General features: G+C 71.1%; 20 protein-coding genes. 11 read left to right on the top strand and 9 right to left on the bottom strand.

Annotated features, from left to right (window positions below; translation table 11 throughout):
• Window positions 1-57: 57 nt before the first annotated feature.
• The 3 genes from E5N76_RS14105 to E5N76_RS14095 all read right to left on the bottom strand — a co-directional run bounded on the left by E5N76_RS14105 (window position 58) and on the right by E5N76_RS14095 (window position 2553).
• Complete coding sequence (locus E5N76_RS14105) at window positions 58-867, bottom strand: SDR family NAD(P)-dependent oxidoreductase (protein WP_149537954.1); 810 nt, start codon at window positions 865-867, stop codon at window positions 58-60.
• Entirely contained in the window at window positions 854-1327 is a 474-nt protein-coding gene (locus tag E5N76_RS14100) for a MarR family winged helix-turn-helix transcriptional regulator (protein ID WP_149537953.1), read from the bottom strand. Before E5N76_RS14100 ends, E5N76_RS14105 begins: the two co-directional genes overlap by 14 nt.
• A gap of 287 nt (window positions 1328-1614) precedes the next feature.
• The gene (locus E5N76_RS14095) at window positions 1615-2553 is read right to left on the bottom strand and encodes a Gfo/Idh/MocA family protein (protein ID WP_149537952.1); all 939 of its coding nucleotides are present in this window, start codon (window positions 2551-2553) and stop codon (window positions 1615-1617) included.
• Between the two features lie 242 nt (window positions 2554-2795).
• Between E5N76_RS14095 and E5N76_RS14090 the strand changes: the two genes are divergently transcribed.
• The 7 genes from E5N76_RS14090 (at window position 2796) to E5N76_RS14060 (ending at window position 10825) form a co-directional block, all read left to right on the top strand.
• Window positions 2796-2987 carry a hypothetical protein gene (locus E5N76_RS14090; RefSeq protein WP_149537951.1) on the top strand — a complete coding sequence of 64 codons (192 nt, stop codon included), beginning with the start codon at window positions 2796-2798 and terminating at the stop codon, window positions 2985-2987.
• 101 nt (window positions 2988-3088) lie between these two features.
• Complete coding sequence (secD, locus tag E5N76_RS14085) at window positions 3089-5671, top strand: protein translocase subunit SecD (RefSeq protein WP_149537950.1); 2583 nt, start codon at window positions 3089-3091, stop codon at window positions 5669-5671.
• A 408-nt stretch (window positions 5672-6079) separates the two neighbouring features.
• Window positions 6080-7075 carry an ABC transporter substrate-binding protein gene (locus E5N76_RS14080; RefSeq protein WP_149537949.1) on the top strand — a complete coding sequence of 332 codons (996 nt, stop codon included), beginning with the start codon at window positions 6080-6082 and terminating at the stop codon, window positions 7073-7075.
• Window positions 7072-7824 (top strand): ABC transporter ATP-binding protein, encoded by a 753-nt coding sequence (locus tag E5N76_RS14075; RefSeq protein WP_149537948.1) that lies wholly within the window; start codon window positions 7072-7074, stop codon window positions 7822-7824. The genes E5N76_RS14080 and E5N76_RS14075 overlap by 4 nt, the downstream gene beginning before the upstream one ends.
• 255 nt (window positions 7825-8079) lie before the next feature.
• Window positions 8080-8745: an ABC transporter permease gene (locus tag E5N76_RS14070; protein WP_235907708.1), complete on the top strand. Its 666-nt coding sequence runs from the start codon at window positions 8080-8082 to the stop codon at window positions 8743-8745.
• A 115-nt stretch (window positions 8746-8860) separates the two neighbouring features.
• Window positions 8861-10369, top strand: coding sequence for an amidohydrolase family protein (locus E5N76_RS14065; RefSeq protein ID WP_149537946.1), 1509 nt, complete (start codon window positions 8861-8863; stop codon window positions 10367-10369).
• Window positions 10370-10459: 90 nt separating this feature from the next.
• Window positions 10460-10825 carry a nuclear transport factor 2 family protein gene (locus E5N76_RS14060; protein ID WP_149537945.1) on the top strand — a complete coding sequence of 122 codons (366 nt, stop codon included), beginning with the start codon at window positions 10460-10462 and terminating at the stop codon, window positions 10823-10825.
• Window position 10826: 1 nt separating this feature from the next.
• Here the strand turns inward: E5N76_RS14060 and E5N76_RS14055 are convergent, their stop codons facing one another.
• On the bottom strand, window positions 10827-11447 hold the full coding sequence (locus E5N76_RS14055) for a glutathione S-transferase family protein (protein ID WP_149537944.1): 621 nt from the start codon (window positions 11445-11447) through the stop codon (window positions 10827-10829).
• Window positions 11448-11778: 331 nt separating this feature from the next.
• On the opposite strand from E5N76_RS14055, the gene E5N76_RS14050 reads away from it, so the two are divergent.
• Window positions 11779-12750 (top strand): Bug family tripartite tricarboxylate transporter substrate binding protein, encoded by a 972-nt coding sequence (locus tag E5N76_RS14050; protein WP_235907707.1) that lies wholly within the window; start codon window positions 11779-11781, stop codon window positions 12748-12750.
• A 449-nt stretch (window positions 12751-13199) separates the two neighbouring features.
• Here E5N76_RS14050 and E5N76_RS14045 read toward each other — a convergent pair whose 3' ends face one another.
• The gene (locus E5N76_RS14045) at window positions 13200-14069 is read right to left on the bottom strand and encodes a DMT family transporter (RefSeq protein WP_207791978.1); all 870 of its coding nucleotides are present in this window, start codon (window positions 14067-14069) and stop codon (window positions 13200-13202) included.
• 11 nt (window positions 14070-14080) lie between these two features.
• Window positions 14081-15058, bottom strand: a complete 978-nt coding sequence (locus E5N76_RS14040) for an aldo/keto reductase (RefSeq protein ID WP_149537941.1) — start codon at window positions 15056-15058, stop codon at window positions 14081-14083.
• Between the two features lie 180 nt (window positions 15059-15238).
• Here E5N76_RS14040 and E5N76_RS14035 point away from each other — a divergent pair, with 180 nt between their 5' ends.
• The gene (locus E5N76_RS14035) at window positions 15239-16903 is read left to right on the top strand and encodes an NAD(P)/FAD-dependent oxidoreductase (RefSeq protein WP_149537940.1); all 1665 of its coding nucleotides are present in this window, start codon (window positions 15239-15241) and stop codon (window positions 16901-16903) included.
• A gap of 13 nt (window positions 16904-16916) precedes the next feature.
• The gene (locus E5N76_RS14030; protein WP_149537939.1) at window positions 16917-18308 is read left to right on the top strand and encodes a hypothetical protein; all 1392 of its coding nucleotides are present in this window, start codon (window positions 16917-16919) and stop codon (window positions 18306-18308) included.
• A gap of 6 nt (window positions 18309-18314) precedes the next feature.
• Here the strand turns inward: E5N76_RS14030 and E5N76_RS14025 are convergent, their stop codons facing one another.
• Window positions 18315-18707 carry a VOC family protein gene (locus E5N76_RS14025; protein WP_149537938.1) on the bottom strand — a complete coding sequence of 131 codons (393 nt, stop codon included), beginning with the start codon at window positions 18705-18707 and terminating at the stop codon, window positions 18315-18317.
• A 179-nt stretch (window positions 18708-18886) separates the two neighbouring features.
• Between E5N76_RS14025 and E5N76_RS14020 the strand changes: the two genes are divergently transcribed.
• Window positions 18887-19870 carry a Bug family tripartite tricarboxylate transporter substrate binding protein gene (locus tag E5N76_RS14020; protein WP_149537937.1) on the top strand — a complete coding sequence of 328 codons (984 nt, stop codon included), beginning with the start codon at window positions 18887-18889 and terminating at the stop codon, window positions 19868-19870.
• A 171-nt stretch (window positions 19871-20041) separates the two neighbouring features.
• Here the strand turns inward: E5N76_RS14020 and E5N76_RS14015 are convergent, their stop codons facing one another.
• Entirely contained in the window at window positions 20042-20869 is an 828-nt protein-coding gene (locus tag E5N76_RS14015) for an aldo/keto reductase (protein WP_149537936.1), read from the bottom strand.
• 5 nt (window positions 20870-20874) lie between these two features.
• The gene (locus tag E5N76_RS14010) at window positions 20875-22272 is read right to left on the bottom strand and encodes an aminotransferase (protein ID WP_149537935.1); all 1398 of its coding nucleotides are present in this window, start codon (window positions 22270-22272) and stop codon (window positions 20875-20877) included.
• Between the last annotated feature and the right edge of the window lie 86 nt (window positions 22273-22358).

Below are 22358 nucleotides of genomic sequence, written 5' to 3'. Positions count from 1 at the left end.
GGCACCCCCACCCCGACCCTCCCGCAGAGCGGCAGGGAGCAGGCCGTCCCCCCGACCTCACCCCGCCAGGAAGCCCCCATCCGTGCATAGCACATGTCCGACCACGAAGCTGGCCTCCTCGGACAGCAGCCAACAGACGGCCGCCGCCACCTCCTCCGGGTGGCCCATGCGGCGCAGCGGCAGGCCGGCCGCCACCTGGCGCATATCGGCAATGCCGGAGCCCAGCATCATCTCCGTCACCACCCGCCCCGGCGCCACGGCGTTGATCCGCAGCCCCAGCGGCGCATTCTCCAGCGCCGCCGTCCGCGTCAGCGCAATGGCCGCGGCCTTGGAGGCGGAGTAGAGCCCCAGCCCCGGATTGGGGTTGCGCAGCCCGCTGACGCTGGCGTTCACCACCATCGCCCCGCCGCCCGCCGCCAGCAGGGCCGGCACCTGGTGGCGCAGCGCATGGCAGAGGGCGCGGACATTGCTGTCGAAGACCTGGGCGTAGACCGCATCGCCTTGCGCGGCGAGGGGCGCGCGGCGTTCCTGGAAGCCGGCATTGTGGAAGGCACGGTCCAGCCGGCCGAAGCGGGCCAGCGTCGCGGCGACCAGCGCCGCCGCATCCGCCTCTCGCGTCACATCGCCGGCGAGGAAAAGCGGCTCGGCGCCCAGGGCGGCGATCTCGGCGGCCACCGCCTGCCCCAGCGCGTGGCGGCGGCCGGAGACCACCACCGCGGCGGCGCCCTCCGCCGCCATGCGCAGCGCGGCGGCGCGGCCGATGCCGCTGGTGGCGCCGGTGACGAGGCAAATCTTCCCCCGCAGCCTGCCGGCGGCGGGCAAGGCGGGGCGCGGCCCGGCCAGGGCGGTCAGTTCAGCCTCCTCCATCGCGTGATTCCCCTTCCCGGCGGCAGGCGGCAAGCGCCGCGGCATAGGCGGCCAGGCCCTCGGCCAGGCCGGCGGCGGCGGCTGGCGGCATGCGGCGCAGCGCGGCTGCCACCTGGGCCTCGGCAAAGGCATCGATGCGGGCGAGGCTCGCCTCGCCCCGCGGCGTCAGGGAGAGCAGCTTGGCCCGGCCATCCTCGGGGCTGGGGGTCTCGGCCAGCTCGCCGGCGGCGACCAGCTTGGCCAGCATCCGGCTGACGCTGGATTTCTCCAGCACCAGCCGCTCGGCCAGTTCGGCGGCGCGGAGGGGGCCGGCGCGGCCGATCTCCACCAGCGCATGCACGGCGGAGGCGGGCAGGTCGGTGCCCGCCAGGGTGGGGCGCAGGAAGCCCAGCTCCCGCACCAGGCGGCGGGAGGCGTCGCGGATGGGCGGGATGCGGGGGTCGGGCGGGCTGGCGGGCATGGGGTGGAGGTTTGGTTGTATGATACAACCTTATGGCCAAGCCGCGAGGGAGGCAAGGGATGCATGTCCCCTCCCCCGCTGGCGGGGAGGGTCAGGGTGGGGGTGGGTGGCGTGGCGTCTGCTGCCGGCCCCGGTGTCCTGGGCACGGATGCCGGAGTGGCTGCCAGGGACGGGTACCCCACCGCCCGGCACTTCCCGGTGGAAAGACACCCCGGGCCCTCCCCCGCAGGCGGGAGAGAGAGTCGCGGTCGGCGCCGCCCGCCTGGGGGGCAGGCGCGCCCGGCCGCTCAGCCGCCGCTTGCCCGGATCGCCGCCTCCACCCGCAGCGCGGCGTCCAGCGCGGCGATCGCCACGGCGCCGTTCGCCTCCACCGGCGCCCCGGTCTCGATGCTGGCCAGGAAGGCGGTCTGCTCCGCCTCCAGGCTGTCATGCTCCACCCAGGTGGCGCGGTCGATGCCCCAGCCGGGCATGGTCGCGACCGGCTCCGCCCCGCCAGGGCGCAGCCGCTCCAGGCTGCGGGCAAGGAAATCCACCCGCGTCTCCCCCGCCGGCCCCAGCACGCGCAGCCGCCGTTCCAGCCCCACGCTGATCCGGCTGGCCGTCACCGTCGCCGCCGCGCCACTCTCGAAGCGAAGCTGCGCCACGGCGAAATCCGGATGCGGCGACATCACCCGCCGCCCCACCGCCCGCACCTCCGCGAGCTTCGAGGCGGCCAGGGTCAGCAGCAGGTCCAAATCATGGATCATCAGGTCCAGCACCACGGAGATATCCAGGCTGCGCGGGCGGAAGGGGGCGACGCGGGTCGCCTCGAAGGCCAGCGCCCCTTCCCCCGCCCGGCTTTCGCGCAGCGTGCGGATGGCGGCGGAATAGCGCTCGATAAGCCCCACCTGCAGCACCACCCCGCGGGCGGCGGCGGCATCGACCAGGTCCTGCGCCTCCTCCAGGCTGGCGGCGATCGGCTTCTCGATGAAGACGTGGCGGCCGGCGGCGATGGCGGCGATGGCGTGCTGGTAGTGATACGCCGTGGGCACCGCCACCACCACGGCGTCGGCCGCGTCGATCAGGGCGATGGGGTCCATGGCTGTGGTCCCCACCTCCTCCGCCACCTGGGCGGCGCGGGCGGCGTCCATGTCGTGCAGCCCTGCCAGGCAGCCGCGGGCCGCCAATTTCTGGGCATGGAAGCGGCCGAAATGCCCGGTGCCGATGACGCCGATCCTGAGGGACATGCGAGATTCCTGCGCAGCCGCCGCTGGCGCGGTCGCGCCGTCGGCCTTGATGTCAGCCGCCTGCCGGTCCCTTCCGGGCGCGGGCGGAACCCGCGGGCGAAGAAGAGGGCAGAGCAACGGGGCCTCTAGACCAGCGGGGCCGGCGCGTCACCCGGCTGGTACACTGCGTCACCCGGTGGCAATGAACGGGGAATGATCCCGGGGGAAGATATGCCCCACTGCCCTGCACCATGGATTGCATCGTGACCCTGCCGATTGCCGAGGATTTCGCCGCCATCGCCGCCCGCCTGCGCGAGATCGAAGCCACCGAACGCCCCGAGGCCGCAGCGGCGCGGCCGGCAGTGCCGGCGCAATATGCCGGCTTCTACCACTGGCTGACCGGGGGCGGCGCCTGGGCCGCGCCGGCGACGGGGGCGGAACCCGCCGAGGGCTGACCCGGCCCGCCGGCGGGGCGAAGCTTGCATCCCCGCCCCCCCACGGCTAACCCGGCCCCCCCTGGGTCCCCTTGGCCCTGCAAAGGTGAAGCCCGCCTGCCATGATGTTCTTCTCGCGCTGGAAGACCCTCGCCATCCTGGCGGTGCTGCTGGTCAGCACCCTGCTCTGCGTGCCGAATTTCTTCCCGCGCGCCGAGCTGCCCGGCTGGGCGCGGCAATTCTCCCTCGGCCTCGACCTCCGCGGCGGCTCCTACCTGCTGCTCGAGGTCGATCTGAACGCGGTGGTGCGGGAGAGGCTGGAAAGCCTGGCGGATGCCGCGCGCACGCGGCTCCGGCAGCAGAATATCGGCTATGTCAACCTGGCCGCGGACCCGGCGAATCGCCGCGTCAGCTTCCGGGTGCGGGAGGCGGGGCAGGCCGCCGCCGCGGCCGGGCTGATGCGGGAACAGGCGAACCAGATCACCGCCAGCACCGGCACCAGCGTGCCTGACATCGAGGTGGCGACGGCCGAGGACGGCACCGTCACCGCCACCCTGACGGAGGCCGGGCTGCGCGCCAAGGCGACCGGCGCCGTCGAGCAATCCATCGAGATCGTCCGGCGGCGGATCGACGAGACCGGCGTTTCCGAGGCGCTGATCGCTCGCCAGGGGCAGAGCCGCATCCTGGTGCAGCTTCCGGGCGTGGAAGATCCGGGGCGGATCAAGGAGCTGCTGGGCAAGACCGCCCGCATGACCTTCCACCTGCTGGACGAAAGCGCGAACCCGCTGAGCCCCACCCCGCCGCCCGGGGTGATGTTCCTGGCCGCGGAGCGCCCGGTGCCCGGCCAGCAGGACCGCTTCGCGGTGCGCCGGCGGGTGGAGGTGGACGGCGCCAACCTGACCGATGCGCGGGCCGGGCAGGACAGCCGCAACGGCGAATGGGTGGTGAATTTCACCTTCGATTCCGTGGGCACCCGTCGCTTCGCCGAGGTGACGCGGCAGAATGTCGGCCGGCCCTTCGCCATCGTGCTGGACGACAAGGTGATCACCGCGCCGAATATTAGGGAGCCGATCACCGGCGGCCGCGGCCAGATCAGCGGCAGCTTCACCGCCCGCACGGCGAACGAGCTGGCCGTGCTGCTGCGCGCCGGCGCCTTGCCGGCGCCGCTGACGGTGGTGGAGGAACGGACGGTGGGGCCGGAGCTGGGGGCAGACGCCATCCGCGCCGGCGTGCTGGCACTCGCCGCCGGGGCGCTTTTCGTCTTCCTCTATATGGGCCTCGCCTATGGGCTGTTCGGCTGGCTGGCCGATATCGCGCTGCTCTTCAACATCGTCATGATGATCGCGGCGCTGTCCCTGATGGAGGCGACGCTGACCCTGCCGGGCATCGCCGGCATCGTGCTGACGCTCGGCACCGCCCTCGATGCGAATATCCTGATCAATGAGCGCATCCGGGAGGAGGTGAAGAACGGCCGCCCGGCGCTCTCCGCGCTGGAGGCGGGCTTCACCAAGGCCTCCGGCACCATCATGGATTCCAACCTGACCAACCTGATCGCCATGGGCTGCCTCTATGCCTTCGGCAGTGGGCCGGTGAAGGGCTTCGCCGTCACGGTCGCGATCGGCACCGTGGTGCAGATGTGGACGGCGACGACGCTGGTGCGCCTCATGGTCTCCTGGTGGTACCGGGCGAAGCGGCCGAACGAGCTGCCGGTGATGGGCCGCGGCCGCGGCCTGCTGGGCTGGCTGGGGCGGCCGATGTTCCGGCTGGTGCCGGATGTGACGAAGATCCCCTTCATGAGGGGCGCGCGGATGGGGTTGATGGTGTCCGCGCTGCTCTCCACCGCCTCCCTGATCGGCGCCTTCTACCCGGGGCTGGAGAAGGGCATCGACTTCAAGGGCGGCATCGTGATGGAGGTGCGGACGCCGGAGGCTGCCGACCTGGCGCAGATCCGCAGCGCCGTGTCCGGCCTGAACCTCGGCGATGTCGGCGTGCAGGAATTCGGCAGCGCCGATACGGTGCTGGTGAAGCTGCCGGTGCAGGGCGATGAGGCCGGCACCCAGCGGGCGGTGAATGCGGTGCGCGGAACCCTGGAGCAGGTGGCGCCCGGCACGAGGCTGCTGCGGGTGGAGGCGGTGGGCAACCGCGTTTCCGACGAGCTCTTCATGGGCGGCATGATCGCGCTGGGCATCAGCCTGCTGGCGATGCTGGTCTATATCTGGTTCCGCTTCGAGTGGCAGTTCGCCATTGCGGCGATCATCACCCTGGTGCTGGACACCACCAAGACGGTCGGCTTCATGGTGCTGTTCGGGGTGGAGTTCAACCTGACGACGGTCGCCGCCATCCTGACGGTCGTCGGCTTCTCGGCCAACGACAAGGTGGTGGTGTTCGACCGGATGCGGGAGAATCTGCGGAAGTACAAGCAGATGCCGCTGCGGCAGCTCGTCGATCAGTCGATCAACGAGACGCTCAACCGCTCGCTGGGCACGTCGATGACCTTGCTGCTCTCGGCGCTGCCGCTGGCGATCTTCGGTGGCGACACGCTGGCGGGGTTTGCCTGGGTGATGCTGTTCGGCATTGTCGTCAGCGCCTCCTCCTCCGTCTTCATCGCCGCGCCCATCGTGCTGTACAGCGGCGAGGGGCGGCTGCGGCGGGGCGAGGTGGGGCAGGCCGCCGGCGGCAAGGTCGGGGCGCCGGCGGGGGTTTGAGATTTCCCCATGACGTTGCTGCGCAACGCCATGGGGCCCCGGAGTCGCCATGTCTGCCGGGCCTCGCACAGCCTGCCGCGGCAAAGCCGCGGCAGGCACCGGACGGTCCGGTTGCGCCTTCCGTCTGCTGTTGAGCGAAGGCGCTCTCATGCGCCTTCGACACCGTCGAAGGCGACCATTCGCGAAAGCCATGGTGTCGATTTCAAGTCAAGGAGGCGCCGGAGGCGCGCCTCCGGCGCGAGGTCGAGCGCGCAGATGGCGCGTCCGGACGGAACGTCCTAGGGCTGTGGTAGTGCGGCGTCCTGAAAATCGAAGGCAGGCGTCCCCACCCTTGCGCCGCGCCGCCGTTTCGCGTTCCATCCGCGCCGGGAAGGCCGCCGGCACCGGGCAACGGATGTGGAGACGTCGATGGGATTCAGGACCATCGCGGCCGGTATCTGCGCGCTCGCGCTTGCCCTCGCCGCCCCCGCCAGAGCCCAGGGGACAGCGCCTGACCGGGCCCTGCTCCAGCTCGACTGGATCCCCACCGGCGAGCACGCCGCCTATTTCGCCGGCGCCGCCCGCGGCTTCTGGCGGGACCAGGGGATCGAGCTCTCCCTCACCCGCGGCTACGGCTCCGGCGACACCGTGAACAAGATCGTCGCCGGCGCCGCGCAATTCGGCGTCGCTGATCTCGGCGCGGTGCTGGCGGCGCGGGCGCGGCAGAACGTGCCGGTGCGGGCCATCTCCGCCATCTACACCCATTCGCCGCATTCGCTCTTCGTGCTGCGCTCCTCCGGCATCACCAGCTTCCAGGGGCTGGAGGGCAAGCGCATCGCGGTGACGCCGGGCAACAGCCACCGCCTCTACTTCCCGGAAGTCGCCCGCCGCGCCGGCACCAACCCGGACCGCATCACCTGGGTGAACACCGATGCCTCCGCCATGGCGGCGATGCTCATCACCCGGCGCGTCGATGCCGCGCCCTTCTACTCCATCCACCACTACTACACGAACAAGGCGGCGCGGGCGGCGGGGGAGGAGATCGTCGTCCTGCCCTTCGTCGAGACCGGCTTCGCGATCTACGCCGCCGCCATCGTGGCGACGGACGAGATGATCCAGCGCAACCCGGACCTGACGCGCCGCTTCCTGCGCGGCTTGCAGAAGAGCCTGGAATGGGCGCGGGACAACCAGGCGGAGGCCTGCAGGCTGCATGTCGCCCGCAACCCGGAAGTGGCGCAGGATGATTGCGAGGGCTCGCTCCGCGCCGTGGTGAGCTTCGTCTTCACCGACCATGCGCGGGAGACCGGCCTCGGCCGCTTCGGCGCGGAACGCCTGGCGACGACCTGGCGGGTGGTGGCGGAAAGCCTGCAGCTCGACCCGAAATGGGATCCGACCCAGGCCATCGATACCAGCCTGCTGCCATGATCCGGCTGGACCGCGTCAGCAAGCGCTTCGGCGAGATGGAGGCGCTGCGCGACGTCACGCTGACGGTCGCGCCGGGGGAATTCGTCGCCATCGTCGGCGCCTCGGGCTGCGGGAAGTCGACGCTGCTGCGGCTGGTGGCGGGGCTGCTGCCGGCGACGGCCGGGCATGTGGTGCTGGACGGCCGCCCGGTGACGGAACCGCGCGCGGACACCGCCATGGTGTTCCAGGCGGCGACGCTGCTGCCCTGGGCGGATGTGCTGCGCAACGTCACCTTCCCGCTGCGGCTGATGCGGCGCGCAGGGCGCGAGACGGAAGCCCGCGCCCGGGCGCTGCTGGCCACCGCCGGGCTGGCGGGCTTCGAGCATCGGCGGCCACGCGAGCTTTCCGGCGGCATGCAGCAGCGCGTCGCGATCTGCCGCGCCCTGCTGCAGGAGCCGCGGGTGCTGCTGATGGACGAGCCCTTCGGCGCGCTGGACGCGCTGACGCGGGAGGAGATGAGCCTGGAATTGCTCCGCATCTGGCAGGGGCGGGAAATGGCGGTGCTGTTCGTGACCCATTCCATCCCGGAGGCGGTGCTGCTGGCGGACCGGGTGGTGGTGATGTCGCCGCGGCCCGGGCGGGTGGCGGAGATCATCCCGGTGAAGCTGCCGCGGCCACGCAGCTTCGACCAGGAAGGCAGCGCGGAATTCCAGGCGGCGGCGCAACGCATCCGCGGGCTGATCTATGGGGAGCGGGTGCGTGCGGCATGAACCGGACCATTCCCTCCCCCGCTGGCGGGGGAGGGCCAGGGTGGGGGTGGAGGGGACGGGTGTGGGGGTGGGTCGGCACACGGCCCGGGCCTGCCGCGGCCCCCCCCCCCCCCCCCCCCCCCCCGGGGGGGGGGGGGGGGCGGCGGGGGGGGGGGGGGGGCGCGGGGGGGGGGGGGCTTCGCGGCCGTCATCGCGCTGTTCCTGGCCTGGGAGGGCGCCTGCCGTGGCTTCGGCATCCGCCCCTTCCTGCTGCCCATGCCCAGCCTGATCCTCGCCGAGACCCTGGCCGCCTGGCCCACCGTGCTGGGCCATACGCTGGCCACGCTCGGCACCGTGCTGTGGGGCTTCGCCGCCTCGGTCGTCATCTCCCTGCCGCTGGCGATGCTGATCGCCGCCTCCCCCGCCATCTCGGCGGCGCTCACCCCGCTGCTGGTGGTGACGCAATCCATCCCGAAGGTGGCGCTGGCCCCCATCCTCATCGTCGCCCTCGGCGCCAATGAGCTGCCGCGGATCATCGTCACCTTCCTCGTCGCCTTCTTTCCGCTGGTGGTCGGCACCGTCTCCGGCCTGCTGGCGACGCCGCCGGAGCTGATCGAGCTGGGCCGCGCCTGCCGCGCCGGGCGTATCCAAGAACTCACCCGCATCCGCCTACCCTTCGCCATCCCCTTCGTCTTCGCCGGGCTGAAGGTGGCGGCGGCGCTGGCCGTGGTGGGCGCGGTGGTGGCGGAATTCGTCGGGGCGGATGCGGGGCTCGGCTATCTTATCCAGACCTCCATGGCCTTCTTCCGCACGCCGCTCGCCTTCGGCGCGGTGGTGATCCTGGCGCTGATGGGCATCCTGCTGTTCCAGGCGGTGGCGATCGCGGAACGCCTGCTCTTCCCCTGGTCCAGCGGCGTGGACACGCCCAACCCCGGTATCTGAAGGCGGGAGGCGTTCGCCCGGTGCCCACGCCTCACGCTCTGGTCTTTGGTTTCATCGCGTGAGTCATGCTTCCGGTGCTTCCGCCGCAAGCGACCACCCTCAGGGAGACGACAACATGGCAAAAGCCGCCAAGGGCTTCACCCGCATCCGCGGTGGCCTGATCGCCGAAACCGCCGCCCGCCGCGGCACGCCGGCCGACATCCTCATCGAGGATGGCATCATCCGCGCCGTCGGCCCCAGCCTGGAGGCGCCGGAGGGCACGACGGAAGTGGATGCGACGGGGATGCTGCTGCATCCCGGCCTCATCAACGCCCATACCCATGGCCATACCGGCCTCGGCAAGGGGCAGCTCGACAAGGTGACGCTGGAATTGCTGCTGGCCTCCGCGCCCTGGATCGGCGGCAGCCGCACCACCGAGGACAAGAAGCTCTCCACCCTGATCTGCGCGGCGGAGATGATCTCGAAGGGCTGCACCGCGGCCTATGACCTTTACTACGAATTCCCCCTGCCGACCCAGGATGGCTTCGCCGCCGCGGCGGAGGCCTATGCCGAGGCGGGGATGCGCGCCGTCATCGCGCCGATGGTTGCCGACCGCAGCTTCTACGAGGCCATCCCCGGCCTCTACGACGCGCTGCCGGACGCGTTGCAGACCCAGGTGGACAAGCTGAAGCTGCTGCCCTGGCAGCAGACGCTCGCGGCCATCGAGGGCATCCTGAAGAATTGGGCCTGGGCCGGGGAGGACATCCTGCCCGCCATCGCCCCCACCATCCCGCTGCATTGCGCCGATGCATTCATGTGCGGCTGCGCCCGGCTGGCGAAGGAGCACGGCATCGGCCTGCATTCCCATGTGGGGGAGAGCAAGGTGCAGGCGGTGGTCGGCCGCAAGAAATACGGCAAGACGCTGATCGCCCATATGGATGGGCTCGGCCTGCTGGGGCCGAATTTCACCGCCGCCCATGCCGTCTGGCTGGATGACGACGACTTCCGGCGCATGGCGGATCACGGCGCCTCCATGGCGCACAACCCGGGCTCCAACATGCGCCTCGGCAATGGCATGTTCCGGCTGCGCCAGGCGCTGGATGCCGGCTGCAATGTGGGCATCGGCACGGATGGCGCCACCTGCGCCGACAACCAGAACATGTATGAGGCGATGCGCTACGCCTCCATGCTCTCCAAGGTACAGACGCCCGATCCGCGCTTCTGGGCGACCAGCGACGAGGTCTATCGGGCGGCGACCCTGGGCTCGGCCAAGGCGCTGGGCTTCAAGGATCTCGGCCTGCTGGCGCCGGGCTACAAGGCGGATATCGTCTTCCTCGACCTCGGGACCATCAACTGGATCCCGCATCACTGGTCCACCAACCAGATCGTCCATACCGAGGACGGCAACGGCGTGCGCCATGTGATGACGGGCGGCAATTTCGTCTTCAAGGACGGCAAGCACACCATGATCGACCTGGCGAAATTAGCGCGGGAAGCGGAAGCGGCGCGGGCGCGGCTGGAGGCGCTGAATGCCGAATGGCGCGACCTCTATTGGAAGCTGGAGCCGATCATCGCCAGCTTCTGCCCGGCCATCGCGGCGCAGCCCTATCACCTGAAGCGCTATCTCTGCGATGCGCCGGCCTGACGCGGGAACGTCACGAAAACACGGCTTGAGGCCGGCACGAGTTCTTTATACGTTCTCTCCGGCGCTCGCTGCGCCGGAGGAGACCTCGCCATGCCCGCCACCGCCGAAATCGCCGCGGAATTCGTGAAGCTCTGCCAGCAGGGCGAGTTCGATGCCGCCGGCGACCGCTTCTGGTCCGAGGACATCGTGAGCATCGAGCCCATGGAGGGCGAGATGGCCGTGCTGCGCGGCCGCGCCGCGGTGAAGGCCAAGGGCGAATGGTGGTACGCCAACCACACCATCCATGCGACCGAAGCGCATGGGCCTTACGTGAATGGCGACCAATTCGCGGTGCGCTTCCTCATCGACGTCACGGCGAAGGCCAGCGGCCAGCGCATGCAGATGGAGGAGATCGGCCTCTACACCGTGCAGGACGGCAAGATCGCGGAGGAACGCTTCCTCTTCCGCATGGGGTGAGTCACGCCGCGGGTACCGGCAGGCGCGGCATGGGGAAGAAGCCCGGCAGCGCTTCCACCCGGGCCAGCCAGGCGCGCAGCGCAGGGTAGGAGTCCAGGGAAATGCCGCCCTCCGGCGCATGCGCCAGGTAGGAATAGCAGGCGAGGTCGGCGATGGTCGGGTGCGCGGCGGCGAGGAATTCCCGCCCCGCCAGATGCTGCTCCAGGAAGGCGAGGAGCTTGTCCGCCACCCGCCTTGCCTCCGCCGGCACGCCCGGCATCTGCCATTGCGCCACGGCGCGGGCGGTGGCGGGGCCGAAGGCCAGCTCCCCCGCCGCGAGGGAGAGGCAGCGCTGCACCGCGGCGGCGCCCTCCGGCGTCTCCGGCAGCCAGAGGCCGCCGGCATCGAAGCACTTGGCCAGATAGACCAGGATGGCGTTGGAATCCGCCAGGACCAGGCCCTCGATCTCCAGCACCGGGATCTGGCCGAGCGGGTTCAGCGCGCGGAACGCCGGCGAGTGCCGCACGGGGCCCGGCGCCTCGACGAAGCGATACGGCAGCCCGAGCATCCGCAGCAGCAGGGCGACGCGATGCGCATGGCCGGAATAGGGGGTGCCATGCAGGGTGATGCTCGGGGCGGTCATCCTCGTCTCTCCTCCAGGCAGGGCTCGCCGGCGCGATGCGCGGGCGATTCCGGGCGTTCTCCGGTGCATCCTCCGGGTCGTCCGGTGCCGGACCTGCGGAAGGCTGTACGGGCCGGGTGCCGCGCCCGATAGCGCGGCAGGGTGGAAGAGAGTCTTCCCCGGCGCGCAAGGCCGCCCGGTGGCACGGCATTGGCTAGAGCATTTTCAAGTCCGGCGAAATCGCCGGACGATTCGAGAAATACCACCAAACCATGGGCTGGACCGGGTTCGCCGAGCGCAGGCAAGGTGAAGCCGCTCCGGGCCCGCGACCTCAGTCCGGGACCTTCAGATGTTGCCGTCACGCCGTAGCCTGCTCCTCGCCTCCCCTGCCCTTCTGCTGGGCCGCTTTGCCCAGGCCCAGGGCAATTGGCCGGAACGCCCCATCCGCTGGATCGTGAATTTCCCGCCGGGCGGCGCGGCGGACACGCTCTCCCGCGCCCTCGGCGAGAGCATCGGCACCAGGCTCGGCCAGCCCATCGTCATCGAGAACCGGCCGGGCGCCGGCGGGCTGGTGGGCGCCGATCTGGTGGCGAAGGCGCGCGGCGATGCGCATACGGTCATCATGTCCAACGCCGCCTCGCATGGCATCGGGCCGGTGCTCTACCCGAACATGCCCTATGACCCGATGGCGGATTTCACCCATGTCGCGCTGGTCGGCACCTTCGCCAGCGTGCTGGTGGTGAACCCCGGCGTGCCGGCGGCGACCCTTCAGGAATTCCTGGCGCTGGCGAAGGGGCGGCCGGGCGGCCTCGCCTATGGCACGGGCGGCAATGGCACGATGAACCACCTGATCGGCCAGGTGCTGGCGCGGGCCGCGGGGGTGGAGCTGACGCATGTGCCCTATCGCGGCTCCGCCGCCGCGCTGACGGATGCGATGGGCGGGCAGATTCCCGCGGTGATGGAAAGCCTGCCCATCGCCCTGCCGCATCTGCGCGCCGGGCGGCTGAAGGCGCTGGGCACCAGCGAGGCGGCGCGGGACGCGGCGCTGCCGGAGGTGCCGAGCTTCACCGAGGCCGGGCTGCCGACGGTGCAGAGCACGAATTGGTTCGGCTTCTCCACCGCCGCCGGCGTGCCGGCGCCGATCGTCGCGCGGTGGGAGGTGGTGATCGGCGAGGCGCTGCAGGACCCGAAGCTGCAGGAGCGCTTCGCCAATATCGGCGTGGTGCCGGGGAGGATGGGGCCGGCGGCCTACACGGCGATGATCCAGGGGGAGCTGACGCGCTGGCGTGGGGTGATCCAGAGCGCAGGGATCAAGCCGGACTGATTCATTCCCCACGAAGCCGCTGCGCGGCTCCGCGGGGGCCTCGGATGGGCTGTCCTCTCCAGGCCGCGCACAGCCCGTAAAGCCGTGGCAGGGCAGCAGGCAGCGCGGTCGAAGCTGGGCGCCCAAGGGGCGGATATGCGGCTGCCTTGCCTCGCCTGCGAAGGCGCGACATGGCGCTTTCGACAGCGTCGAAGGCGGCCCTTGCCCCGGGCCACGGTGCGGCAAGCGAGTCAAGGCCGGGCCGAAGGCGCACCGCGCTTGGCGCCGGAGGCGTGCATTCGCACGACGCGCGGCTACGGCCCTGCCTCGCTTGCGGCACCGTGGCGTCCGCGAGAGCTGCGCCCGGCCGCGCCTTCCGCGCGACATCGAGCGCGCAGGACGCGCCGGGCCGGAATGGCCAAAAGGGGGCCGGCCCCCCGACGCCATCGCCGGCCGGCGCCGCCAATGACTCACCCCCGCGAGGCCAGCGCCACGCCCCCAAGCGTCAGCACCAGCGCCACCGCATGCCGCACGCCCAGCGGCTCCCCCAGTATCAGCCCGCTGCCCAGCACCCCGACCACCGGCACCAGCAGCGCCCCGAGCGCCGCATTCCCCGCCGGCAGCAGCCGAATGGCGCGGAACCAGGCCAGATAGGCCAGCACCTGCCCGGCCAGCGACCCATAGGCCAGGCACAGCCACCCCCGCGCCGTCACGCCGCTCAGCGACAGCCGCTCGAACCCCAGGCTGATCGCCAACACCGGCGCCATGCCGATGATGAGCTGCCAGGCCACCAGCGGCACCGGTGCCATCGCCACCGGATAGCGCTTGGTGAACACCACGCCGCCGGCGAACAGCAGCGCCGTGCCGAGGATGGCGGCCACCCCGGGCAGCTTGTCCAGCAGCGCCTCCGGCGGCCCCACCGCCAATTGCCCCGCCATCAGCAGCGTCACCCCCGCCAGCCCCATCCCGAGCCCGGCGAAGCGCTGCCAGCCGGGCCGCTCCCCCAGGAAGGGCCAGGCCAGCATCGTCGCCCAGACCGGCATGGTGTAGGCGATGATCGCCGCCTCCGAGGCATCCAGCCAGAAGATGGCGATGGGCGCCAGGGCCCCCCAGCTCGTCACGTTCAGCAGGGCGGAGATGCTCAGCCGCCCCCATTGCCCCGGCCGCGGCAGCAGCGCCTGGCCCTGCGCCAATGCCACGCACCCCAGCACCACCACCGAACAGGCAGCGCAGAGGACGCGGAAGGCGAAGGCCGGCCAGTCCAGCATCAGCAGCTTCATGATCGGCCAATTGCCGCCCCAGGCCAGGGCGGATGCCAGCACCAGGGCATAGCCCTGCATAGGCGGGGGAATCACGCCAGCAGCGCACCGATCCGGGCCAGGGTTTCCGCCGGCAGCGGTCCCTTCTCCGCCGCCGCGATCGCCACCTCCAATTGCTCGACGGAAGCGGTGCCGATCAGCGCCGTGCCGATCTCCGGCCAGGACAGGGCGTAGCGGATGGCCAGCTCGGCGAGGCTCGCCGCATGCCCCTCGGCGACCAGCGGCAGCAGCCGCCGCGCCTCCGCCACGTCAGCCGCGTAGTCGGGGCCGGAGGCGATGGGCGCCACCTGCGGCATCGCCACCGGGTGCCGCGCCGCCTCGCCGGAGAGCGCGCCACCGGCCAGGATGCGAATGGCGATCAGCCCCACCCCCTGCGCCGCCGCCTTACGGCCAAGCCCGGCGAAATCCTGCCCTGGCAGCCGGGCCGGCTTCGGCGCCAGCCAGCTTGGGTTCAGCGCGTTGAAGGGGATCTGCGCCGTGTCGATCACGCCCTTCTCCAGCAGCTCCCCCAGCACCTGGGTGTCGCCCAGGGCAGTGATGCCGAGGAAGCGGCATTTCCCCTGGTCCCGCAGCCGCTGCATGGCCGGCACCGCTTCCCCCAGCACCTGCGCCAGGGTGTAGCCGCCGGGGGAGCCGCCACGGGGCACGATGGGGTCGTGCAATTGGAACAGATCGACATGGTCGCGCCCCAGCCGCGTGAGGCTCGCCTCCAGCGAGGCGGCGATGGCGCCGGGAATATCGCCCCGCAGCGCCGCCGGCAGCCTTACCTTGGTGCCCAGCACCGGCTGCTCCGCCCTGCCCTTCAGCAGCCGGCCGAGGCTCCGCTCGCTTTCCCCATCGCCATAGAGGGCGGCGGTGTCCACATAGGTGATGCCGGCAGCGAGGGCACGGTCCAGCGAGGCCTGCTGCTCCGCCTGGCTGCCGCGCACCATCAGCCCGCCCACCGCCCCCGCGCCATAGCCGAGGGCGGAAACCGTCAGACCCGTCCGTCCGAGACTGCGTTGCTGCATGTGCCTGTTCCCTCGCCTGCCGCTTCGGCCTATCGCTGCACCTGGGATGCCGCCGCCCGTGCCGGGCACGGAGGCCGCCGCCCTCGCCTGCCCCTTTGGCCTGCCGCCATCTGGACGCGTGTTCCTGGCGCCAGGCAAGCCCGCCCGCGCCGAATTCGCCCTGCCACCCGCCGGAAGCCCATGATCCGCCTGACCGAGCTGCGCCTGCCCCTGGACCACCCGCCCGAGGCGCTGCGCGCCGCCGTGCTGGCGCGGCTCGGCGTGGCGGATGCGGCGCTGCGCAGCCTGCAGGTGTTCCGCCGCGGCTATGATGCGCGCAACCCGCGCGCCATCATGCTGGTCTATACGCTGGACCTGGATGTGGCGGAGGAGGCCGCGCTGCTGGCGCGCCATGCGGATGATCCGCGCCTCGGCCCCGCGCCGGAGACGCAATACCGCTTCGTCGCCCGTGCGCCGGAGGGGCGCCCGCGCCCCATCGTCATCGGCGCCGGCCCCTGCGGGCTGCTGGCGGCGCTGGTGCTGGCGCAGATGGGCTTCCGCCCGATCATCCTGGAACGCGGCCAGGCGGTGCGGCAGCGGACCAAGGACACCTGGGCGCTGTGGCGCCGCGGCGTGCTGACCGAGGAGAGCAACGTGCAATTCGGCGAGGGTGGCGCCGGCACCTTCTCCGACGGCAAGCTCTATTCCGGCATCAAGGATCCGCGCTTCTACGGCCGCAAGGTGCTGACGGAATTCGTCAAGGCCGGCGCACCCGAAGAGATTCTCTACCTCTCCAAGCCGCATATCGGCACCTTCCGCCTGGTCACCATGGTGGAGAGCATCCGCGCCGAGATCGAATCCCTCGGCGGCGAATACCGCTTCGGCACGCGCGTCGAGGACCTGCTGATCGAGACCGATGGGGACGGCACGCGCCATCTCCGCGGCGTGGTGCTGGCGGGCGGCGAGACCCTGGCGGCCGACCAGGTGGTGCTCGCCATCGGCCACAGCGCGCGGGACAGCTTCGCCATGCTGCGCGACCGCGGCGTGTACCTGGAAGCCAAGCCCTTCTCCCTCGGCATCCGCATCGAGCATCCGCAATCCCTGATCGACCGCGCCCGCTTCGGCCCCAATGCCGGCAACAAGGCGCTGGGCGCGGCGGACTACAAGCTGGTGCATCACGGCCGCAACGGCCGCAGCGTCTACAGCTTCTGCATGTGCCCGGGCGGCCGCGTGGTCGCCGCCACCAGCGAGGCCGGGCGCGTGGTGACCAACGGCATGAGCCAGTACAGCCGCGCCGAATTCAACGCCAATGCCGGCATGGTCGTCGGCATCTCGCCCGCGGACTATCCGGGCGACGTGCTCGCCGGCGTCGAATTCCAGCGCCGCTGGGAAAGCCTGGCCTTCGAGGCCGGGGGCGGCGGCTATTGCGCGCCGGTGCAGCTCGTCGGCGATTTCCTCGCCGGCCGCGCCAGCACCGGCCTCGGCGAGATCGAGCCCAGCTACAAGCCCGGCGTCACCCCCACCGACCTGGCGCGCTGCCTGCCGGATTTCGCCGTGGCGGCGATGCGGGAGGCGCTGCCGGAATTCGCCCGGCAGATCCCCGGCTTCGCCCGCGAGGATGCGGTGATGACCGGCGTCGAGACCCGCACCAGCAGCCCCATCCGCATCCGCCGCGGCTTCGACTTCCAGAGCCTCAACACACGCGGCCTCTATCCGGCGGGGGAGGGCGCGGGCTATGCGGGGGGCATCCTCTCCGCCGGGGTGGATGGCATCCGGGTGGCGGAGGCGCTGGCGCTGGCCGCCACCGGCCAGCCAATTCCGCGCGAAATGAGCCGGGGCGCCGAGGCGGCCCTGGCCTATGGCTGAGGAGCCCATGCCCATGCCAGTGACCGAGGCCGGCAAGCCCCCCTCCCGCACGCCGGAAGAGGCCGCCGCCCATGCCAGCGCCTGGGTGCCCGTGCTGCCCGCCATCCTGCTGACCCATTTCCCGGACCAGGGGACGCTTGATGCGCTGCGGCCGGAGGCACCGCCGCTCCCGGTGATGGCCGAGATCAACCGCGCGGTGGCGCGGGCCGCCCTCGCCTTCGGCACCAAGGTGCTGGTGCAGGTGGCGGATGCTGCCGAATTCCGCGCCTGGCTGGAAAGCCCGGCGGAATCGCCGCGCAACCCGCTGGCCTGGCGCCGCCGCGCGCCACGGCTGATGGGCGACGCGGCCCTCGCCACGCTCGGCCTCGATCCGCGCCGGGTGGAGCGGCCGAAGCCGCGCCGCAGCCTGGGCAGCCCGGCGGAGCGGCTGGTGCAGGCCGCCTTCGCCCCGGACCCGCCGGCCTTCGAGGCGCTGGCCGAGGAGCTGCTGCAGGCCGGCCGCCAGGGCGTGCTGGACCAGGCGGTGCGCCGCGCCGCGGACCGCTATGAGGATGATTCCGTCGAGCATCTGGAAGACCTGCTCTACCTGACGGCGGAGGCGAAGGCGGTGCCGCCGACCGGGCGCGCGGTCCTCGTCGCCCTGCCCATGGTGCTGCCGGAGGACCGGCCGGCGCCGGAGGCGGCCTTCATCGCCGAAAGCTTCCTGGCCTCCGGCGCGGCCGGGGAGTTTGCCGAATTGCGGCTGCTGCCGGCATGGCGCACGCCGGGCCCGCTGCTCGATCTGGCGCCGGTGGCAATGCGCCGGGCGCTGGAGGACATGCTGGCGGGCCGTGAGCCGAGCGCCCTGCCCCCGGCCACCGAGGCAGAGCTGGCGGAGGAGGGCATCGGCCTGCTGCTCGGCCTGAATCTCTCCTGGGACATCCCGGAATGGGCGGAGATCGACCGCAGCCCGGCGCCGGACCCGACGGCGCCGGCGGATCTCGCGGCCCTGGACCCGCAGACGGCGGCGCATGCGGCGGTGGAAGATGCCGCGGAGGATGCCTTCGACTCCTGGGCCGAGGAGATCGCCGACCGCTTCCGGGACTGCGTTCCGCTGCATCTGGTCGGCGCCTCGCAATTGGAGGCGGAGCTGGAGGATTATTTCGGCGAGGCTACGCTGGCGGACATCCCCGAGACCCTCGTCGAGCTCGGCGATTTCGTCCTGATGGCGGAGCAGGAGGCGGGCGGCGTGCCGATCGTCGGCCATATTGCCGGGCGGGACGGGGTGCGCCTCTCCCTGGCGCTCTACACCAAGGAGGGCCGGTTCCTGGACAGCCGCGACTTCGACCTGGCGGCGCTGCCGCCGGAGGCGCTCGACCAGCTCGGCGAGCTGGTCGAGCTGGTGGAGACGCCGCCGGGGCGGTGAGGGGCGCTACATCTCCACCCCGTAATCGGCGAGTTCCGGCCGCATCGCCTCGATGACGAAATCGACGAAGGCGGCGGGCGCGTCGAGGTAGAATTCCCGGTCGGAATAGGCGCCGACCTCGGCTTCCAGCCCATGCGCCTTGCACCAGGCGGCCAGCGCCTCCAGCGCTTCCTTCGGCGTCTCGCTGAGGAAGGCGACCTGGGAGCGGAGCTTGTCCGCATCCCGATTCGCGGTGGGGCTGCGGCTGAATTGCAGGTCCACATTGGCGCCGGGCTGGCGCAGCCACACCGCGCGCTCCGTCCGCCGCAGCAGCACGAAGCCGAGCTGGCTGCGCAGCAGCTCCACCACCGTCTCGAAATGCGCCGGCGCCAGGCGGTTGGCGCAATGGTTGAGCTGCATGCGGTGTCTCCAGGGGTGAGGCTCCGGCGCGAGGCCGGGTGAAGGCCAGCGCGTGATCGCCGGAGGGCGGACCGCCCGGCGGCGTGAATCGCGCGCCCGGACAACAAGCTGGACCATGATCCGCACTTCTGTCTGTGCAGATCATGGTCTAGCTTCCGCCGAAACGGAGGAAGCACAATATGCAACGTCGTGCCCTGCTGGCGGCTGCCGGCCTGCTGCCCAGCCTCGCACAAACCCAGACTCAGGCCCAGGCCCAGGCCGGGGAATGGCCCAACCGCCCGGTCCGCATCGTCGTCCCCTTCCCGCCGGGCGGGCCGAACGACATCATCGCCCGGCTCTACGCCCAGGCGCTGACGCCCATCCTCAGCCAGCAGGTGGTGGTGGAGAACCGGGCCGGCGGCTCCGGGGTGGTCGGCACGGATTCGGCGCTGAAATCCGCGCCGGATGGCTACACGGTGGCGATCTGCGATGGCGGCTCGCTGGTCATCGTGCCGCACACCCAATCCACCATGCCCTACAAGGTGCCGGAGGAGGTGGGGCTGGTCACGGTGGTGGCCAAGGTGCCGGAAGCGCTGGTGGCGCATCCGAGCCTCCGGGTGAAGACGCTGCCGGAGCTGCTGGAGCTGGCGAAGCGCCAGCCGGGCAAGCTGAACATCGGCACGGCGGGGGCGGCCGGCATCTCCCACCTCGCCGCCGTGCTGTTCAAGGCGCTGACGGGGGCGGAGGTGGAGGTGGTGCCCTACCGCGGGGCGGCGCCGGCCATCACGGATCTCGTCGCCGGCCAGGTGCAGCTGCTGTTCGCGGATCTGCCGCCGCTGCTGCCGCATCTCCAGGCCAAGGCGATCGTCCCGCTGGCGCTGGCGGCGCGGGAGCGCAGCCCGTCGCTCCCCGACCTGGCGACCACGGGGGAATATGGCTACCCGAAGCTGCTGGCGGAGAATTGGTATTGCATGGTCGCGCCGCCTGCGCTGCCGGCGGCGATCCTGGAAAAGCTCTCCGCCGCCATGCGCCGGGCAAGCGAGAACGCGCAGTTGCGGGAGGCGCTGGCGGTGCAGGGCGCCGAGGCGGTGTGGACCAGCCGGCAGCAATTCGCGGCGCAGGTGCAGGAGGAAAGTATCGTCTGGCGGGATATCGCCAAGGCGGCGGGGGTGCGGGCGGATTGAGGGGGACGCTGTCCCCCTCAAACTCCCCCTGCCAAAGGCCGAAGGGCCTTTGGAAACCTTGAGTTTGGCGCCTCGACCGACGGGTCCAAATTCCAGGGTTCAAAGGGCCTTTCGGCCCTTTGCAGGTGGGGTTGGACGCACTGCGTCCGACGAGGAGGGCAGAGCCCTCCCTCAACTATCCCAGTGGGGCGCAAATCCCGGATTCACCATCCGCCGATTCTTCGGCAACGCCGCCAGCGCCGCCCTGTCCTCCGCATCCAGCACCAGCTCGACGGATTTCAGATTCTCCGCCTGCCGCGCCGGCGACGCGGCTTTCGGGATGGCGGCGACATTCTCCATCCCCAGCAGCCAAGCCAGCGCCACCTGCCCCGGCGTCGCGCCATGCTTCGCCGCGATGCGGGTGACGGTCGCATCCTCCAGCACCGCGCCCTTGGCGACCGGGGTGTAGCTGGTCAGCACCAGATCCTGCGCCTGGCAGTAGGCGAGCAGCTTCTGCTGGCCGAGGAAGACGTGATGCTCCACCTGCAGGCAGGCGATGGGGGCGATCTTCGCCTCCACCGCCCGCTTGAGCAGGGCCAGCGGGAAATTCGCCACCCCCACCGCCTTGGCCAGCCCTTCCTCCACAATCCTCGCCTGCGCCTCCAGCACGGAGTCGAGCTGAAGCTGCGGGCTCGGCCAGTGGACCAGCAGCAGATCGACATAGGGCGTCGCCAGCCGCGCCAGGCAGGCCTCGAAGGCGGCGCGGAAGCTGGGGCCGTCGGGCTTGTCCCACCACACCTTGGTGGTCAGGTAGAGCGCCTCCCGCGTCACGCCGCTGCCCTTGAGGCCGGCGCCCACCGCGGCTTCGTTGCCGTACATCTCGGCCGTGTCGATATGGCGGTAGCCGAGGCCGATGGCGCTCTCGACCGCCGCCTGGCACTCCGCCCCCTTCATCGGCCAGGTGCCGAAGCCAAGGCGCGGCATCGCCGTCCGCGCGCTGCGGAAGACCGGGACGGGCATGGCGGTCAGACCGGCTTCACCTTGGTCGCCGCCTCCGCCAGCGCCTTGTCCAGCACCTCGATCAGCGTGTCGCACTCGCTACGGGTGATGACCAGCGGCGGGGAGAGGACGATGGTGTTGGAATGCCGCGCGCCGCCGCCGGAGCGGCCGACGACGACGTTGTTCGCCTTGCAGAAATCCACCACGCCCTGCATCAGCGGGCCTTCGAGCTGCACCTTGCTCTCGCGGTCCTTCACCAGCTCGATGCCGATGAGCAGGCCCTTGCCGCGGATGTCGCCGGTGATGCCGTGGCGGAACAGCCGGTCCTTCAGCCCGTCCATGAGGTAGGCGCCCATGGAGGCGGCTCGCTCCGGTAGCTTCTCCTCCAGCATGATCTCGATGTTGCGCACCGCGACGGCGGCGGCCGCCGGATGGCCGCCATAGGTGTTCACCTGCATCACCTGGCGGGCATCGGCGACCTCGCCGAGAAAGCTCTCGAACACCTTGTTCTTCACCACCGTCGCCGCGATGGGCAGGTAGGCGGAGACGATGCCCTTGGCGACTGCCATGATGTCCGGGCTGATGCCCCAATGCTGGTGGCCGAACATCTTGCCGGTGCGGCCGAAGCCGTTGATCACCTCATCGACATGCAGCAGCACGTCGTATTTCCGGCAGATCTCCTCCACCGTCTCCAGATAGCCATCGGGCGGCACGGCGACGCCGACGCCGGACATGATCGGCTCCACGATCACCTCGGCAACGGTCTGCGGCCCCTCGCCCTGGATGGTGGTCTCGATCAGCTTGGCGCAGGCCATGCCGCATTTGCCAGCTTCCAGGCCAAGCGGGCAGCGGTAGCAGGTCGGCGCCGGGACATGGACGAACTCGCCCGCGAAGGGTTCGAATTTCGTCTTGCGGTCGCCCATGCCGCCGGCAGCCAGCGTCCCCAGCGTGGTGCCGTGATAGGCGTAGTAGCGGCTGATGGTCTTGAAGCGGAATTCGCCGGGGAATTCGTGCTTGGCGTATTGCCGGGCGATCTTGAAGCCGGCCTCGTTCGCCTCGGAGCCCGAGTTGACGAAATAGGTGTGGTAGTCGCCGCCCATCAGCCCGTTGATCTGCTCGCCGAGCTGGGCGGCGGGCAGGTTCATGGCGGTGTGCGGGTAATAGGCCATCGCCTGCATCTGCTCGGCGGCGATCTGCGCCAGCTCGGTGCGGCCATAGCCGATGTTCACGCACCAGAGGCCCGCCATGGCGTCCAGGAAGGCGGTGCCGTCGGCGTCGTAGATGGTGGAGCCCTGGGCCCCGGTCACCACCATCTGGGACTTTTCCAGCGCCTTGTGCTGCACGATGGGGTGCATCACGTTCTGCAGGTCCTGCGCCACCACACGCGCGCGGGCTTCGGGATCGGGCTGGTTGGTCAGGGACATGCGGGCGCCTCGGCTGGCAGGGATGAACCGAGGCAGAGGCTAGGCCGGAATGGCCAGGGCTGTCACGGCCCTGGCACCCCCCTGGC

It is taken from the genome of Siccirubricoccus phaeus (genome assembly GCF_008360935.1).
GTDB lineage: Bacteria > Pseudomonadota > Alphaproteobacteria > Acetobacterales > Acetobacteraceae > Siccirubricoccus > Siccirubricoccus phaeus.
The sequence above is the reverse complement of the archived record's forward strand: the minus strand, read 5'-3'. Positions and strand labels throughout refer to the sequence as shown.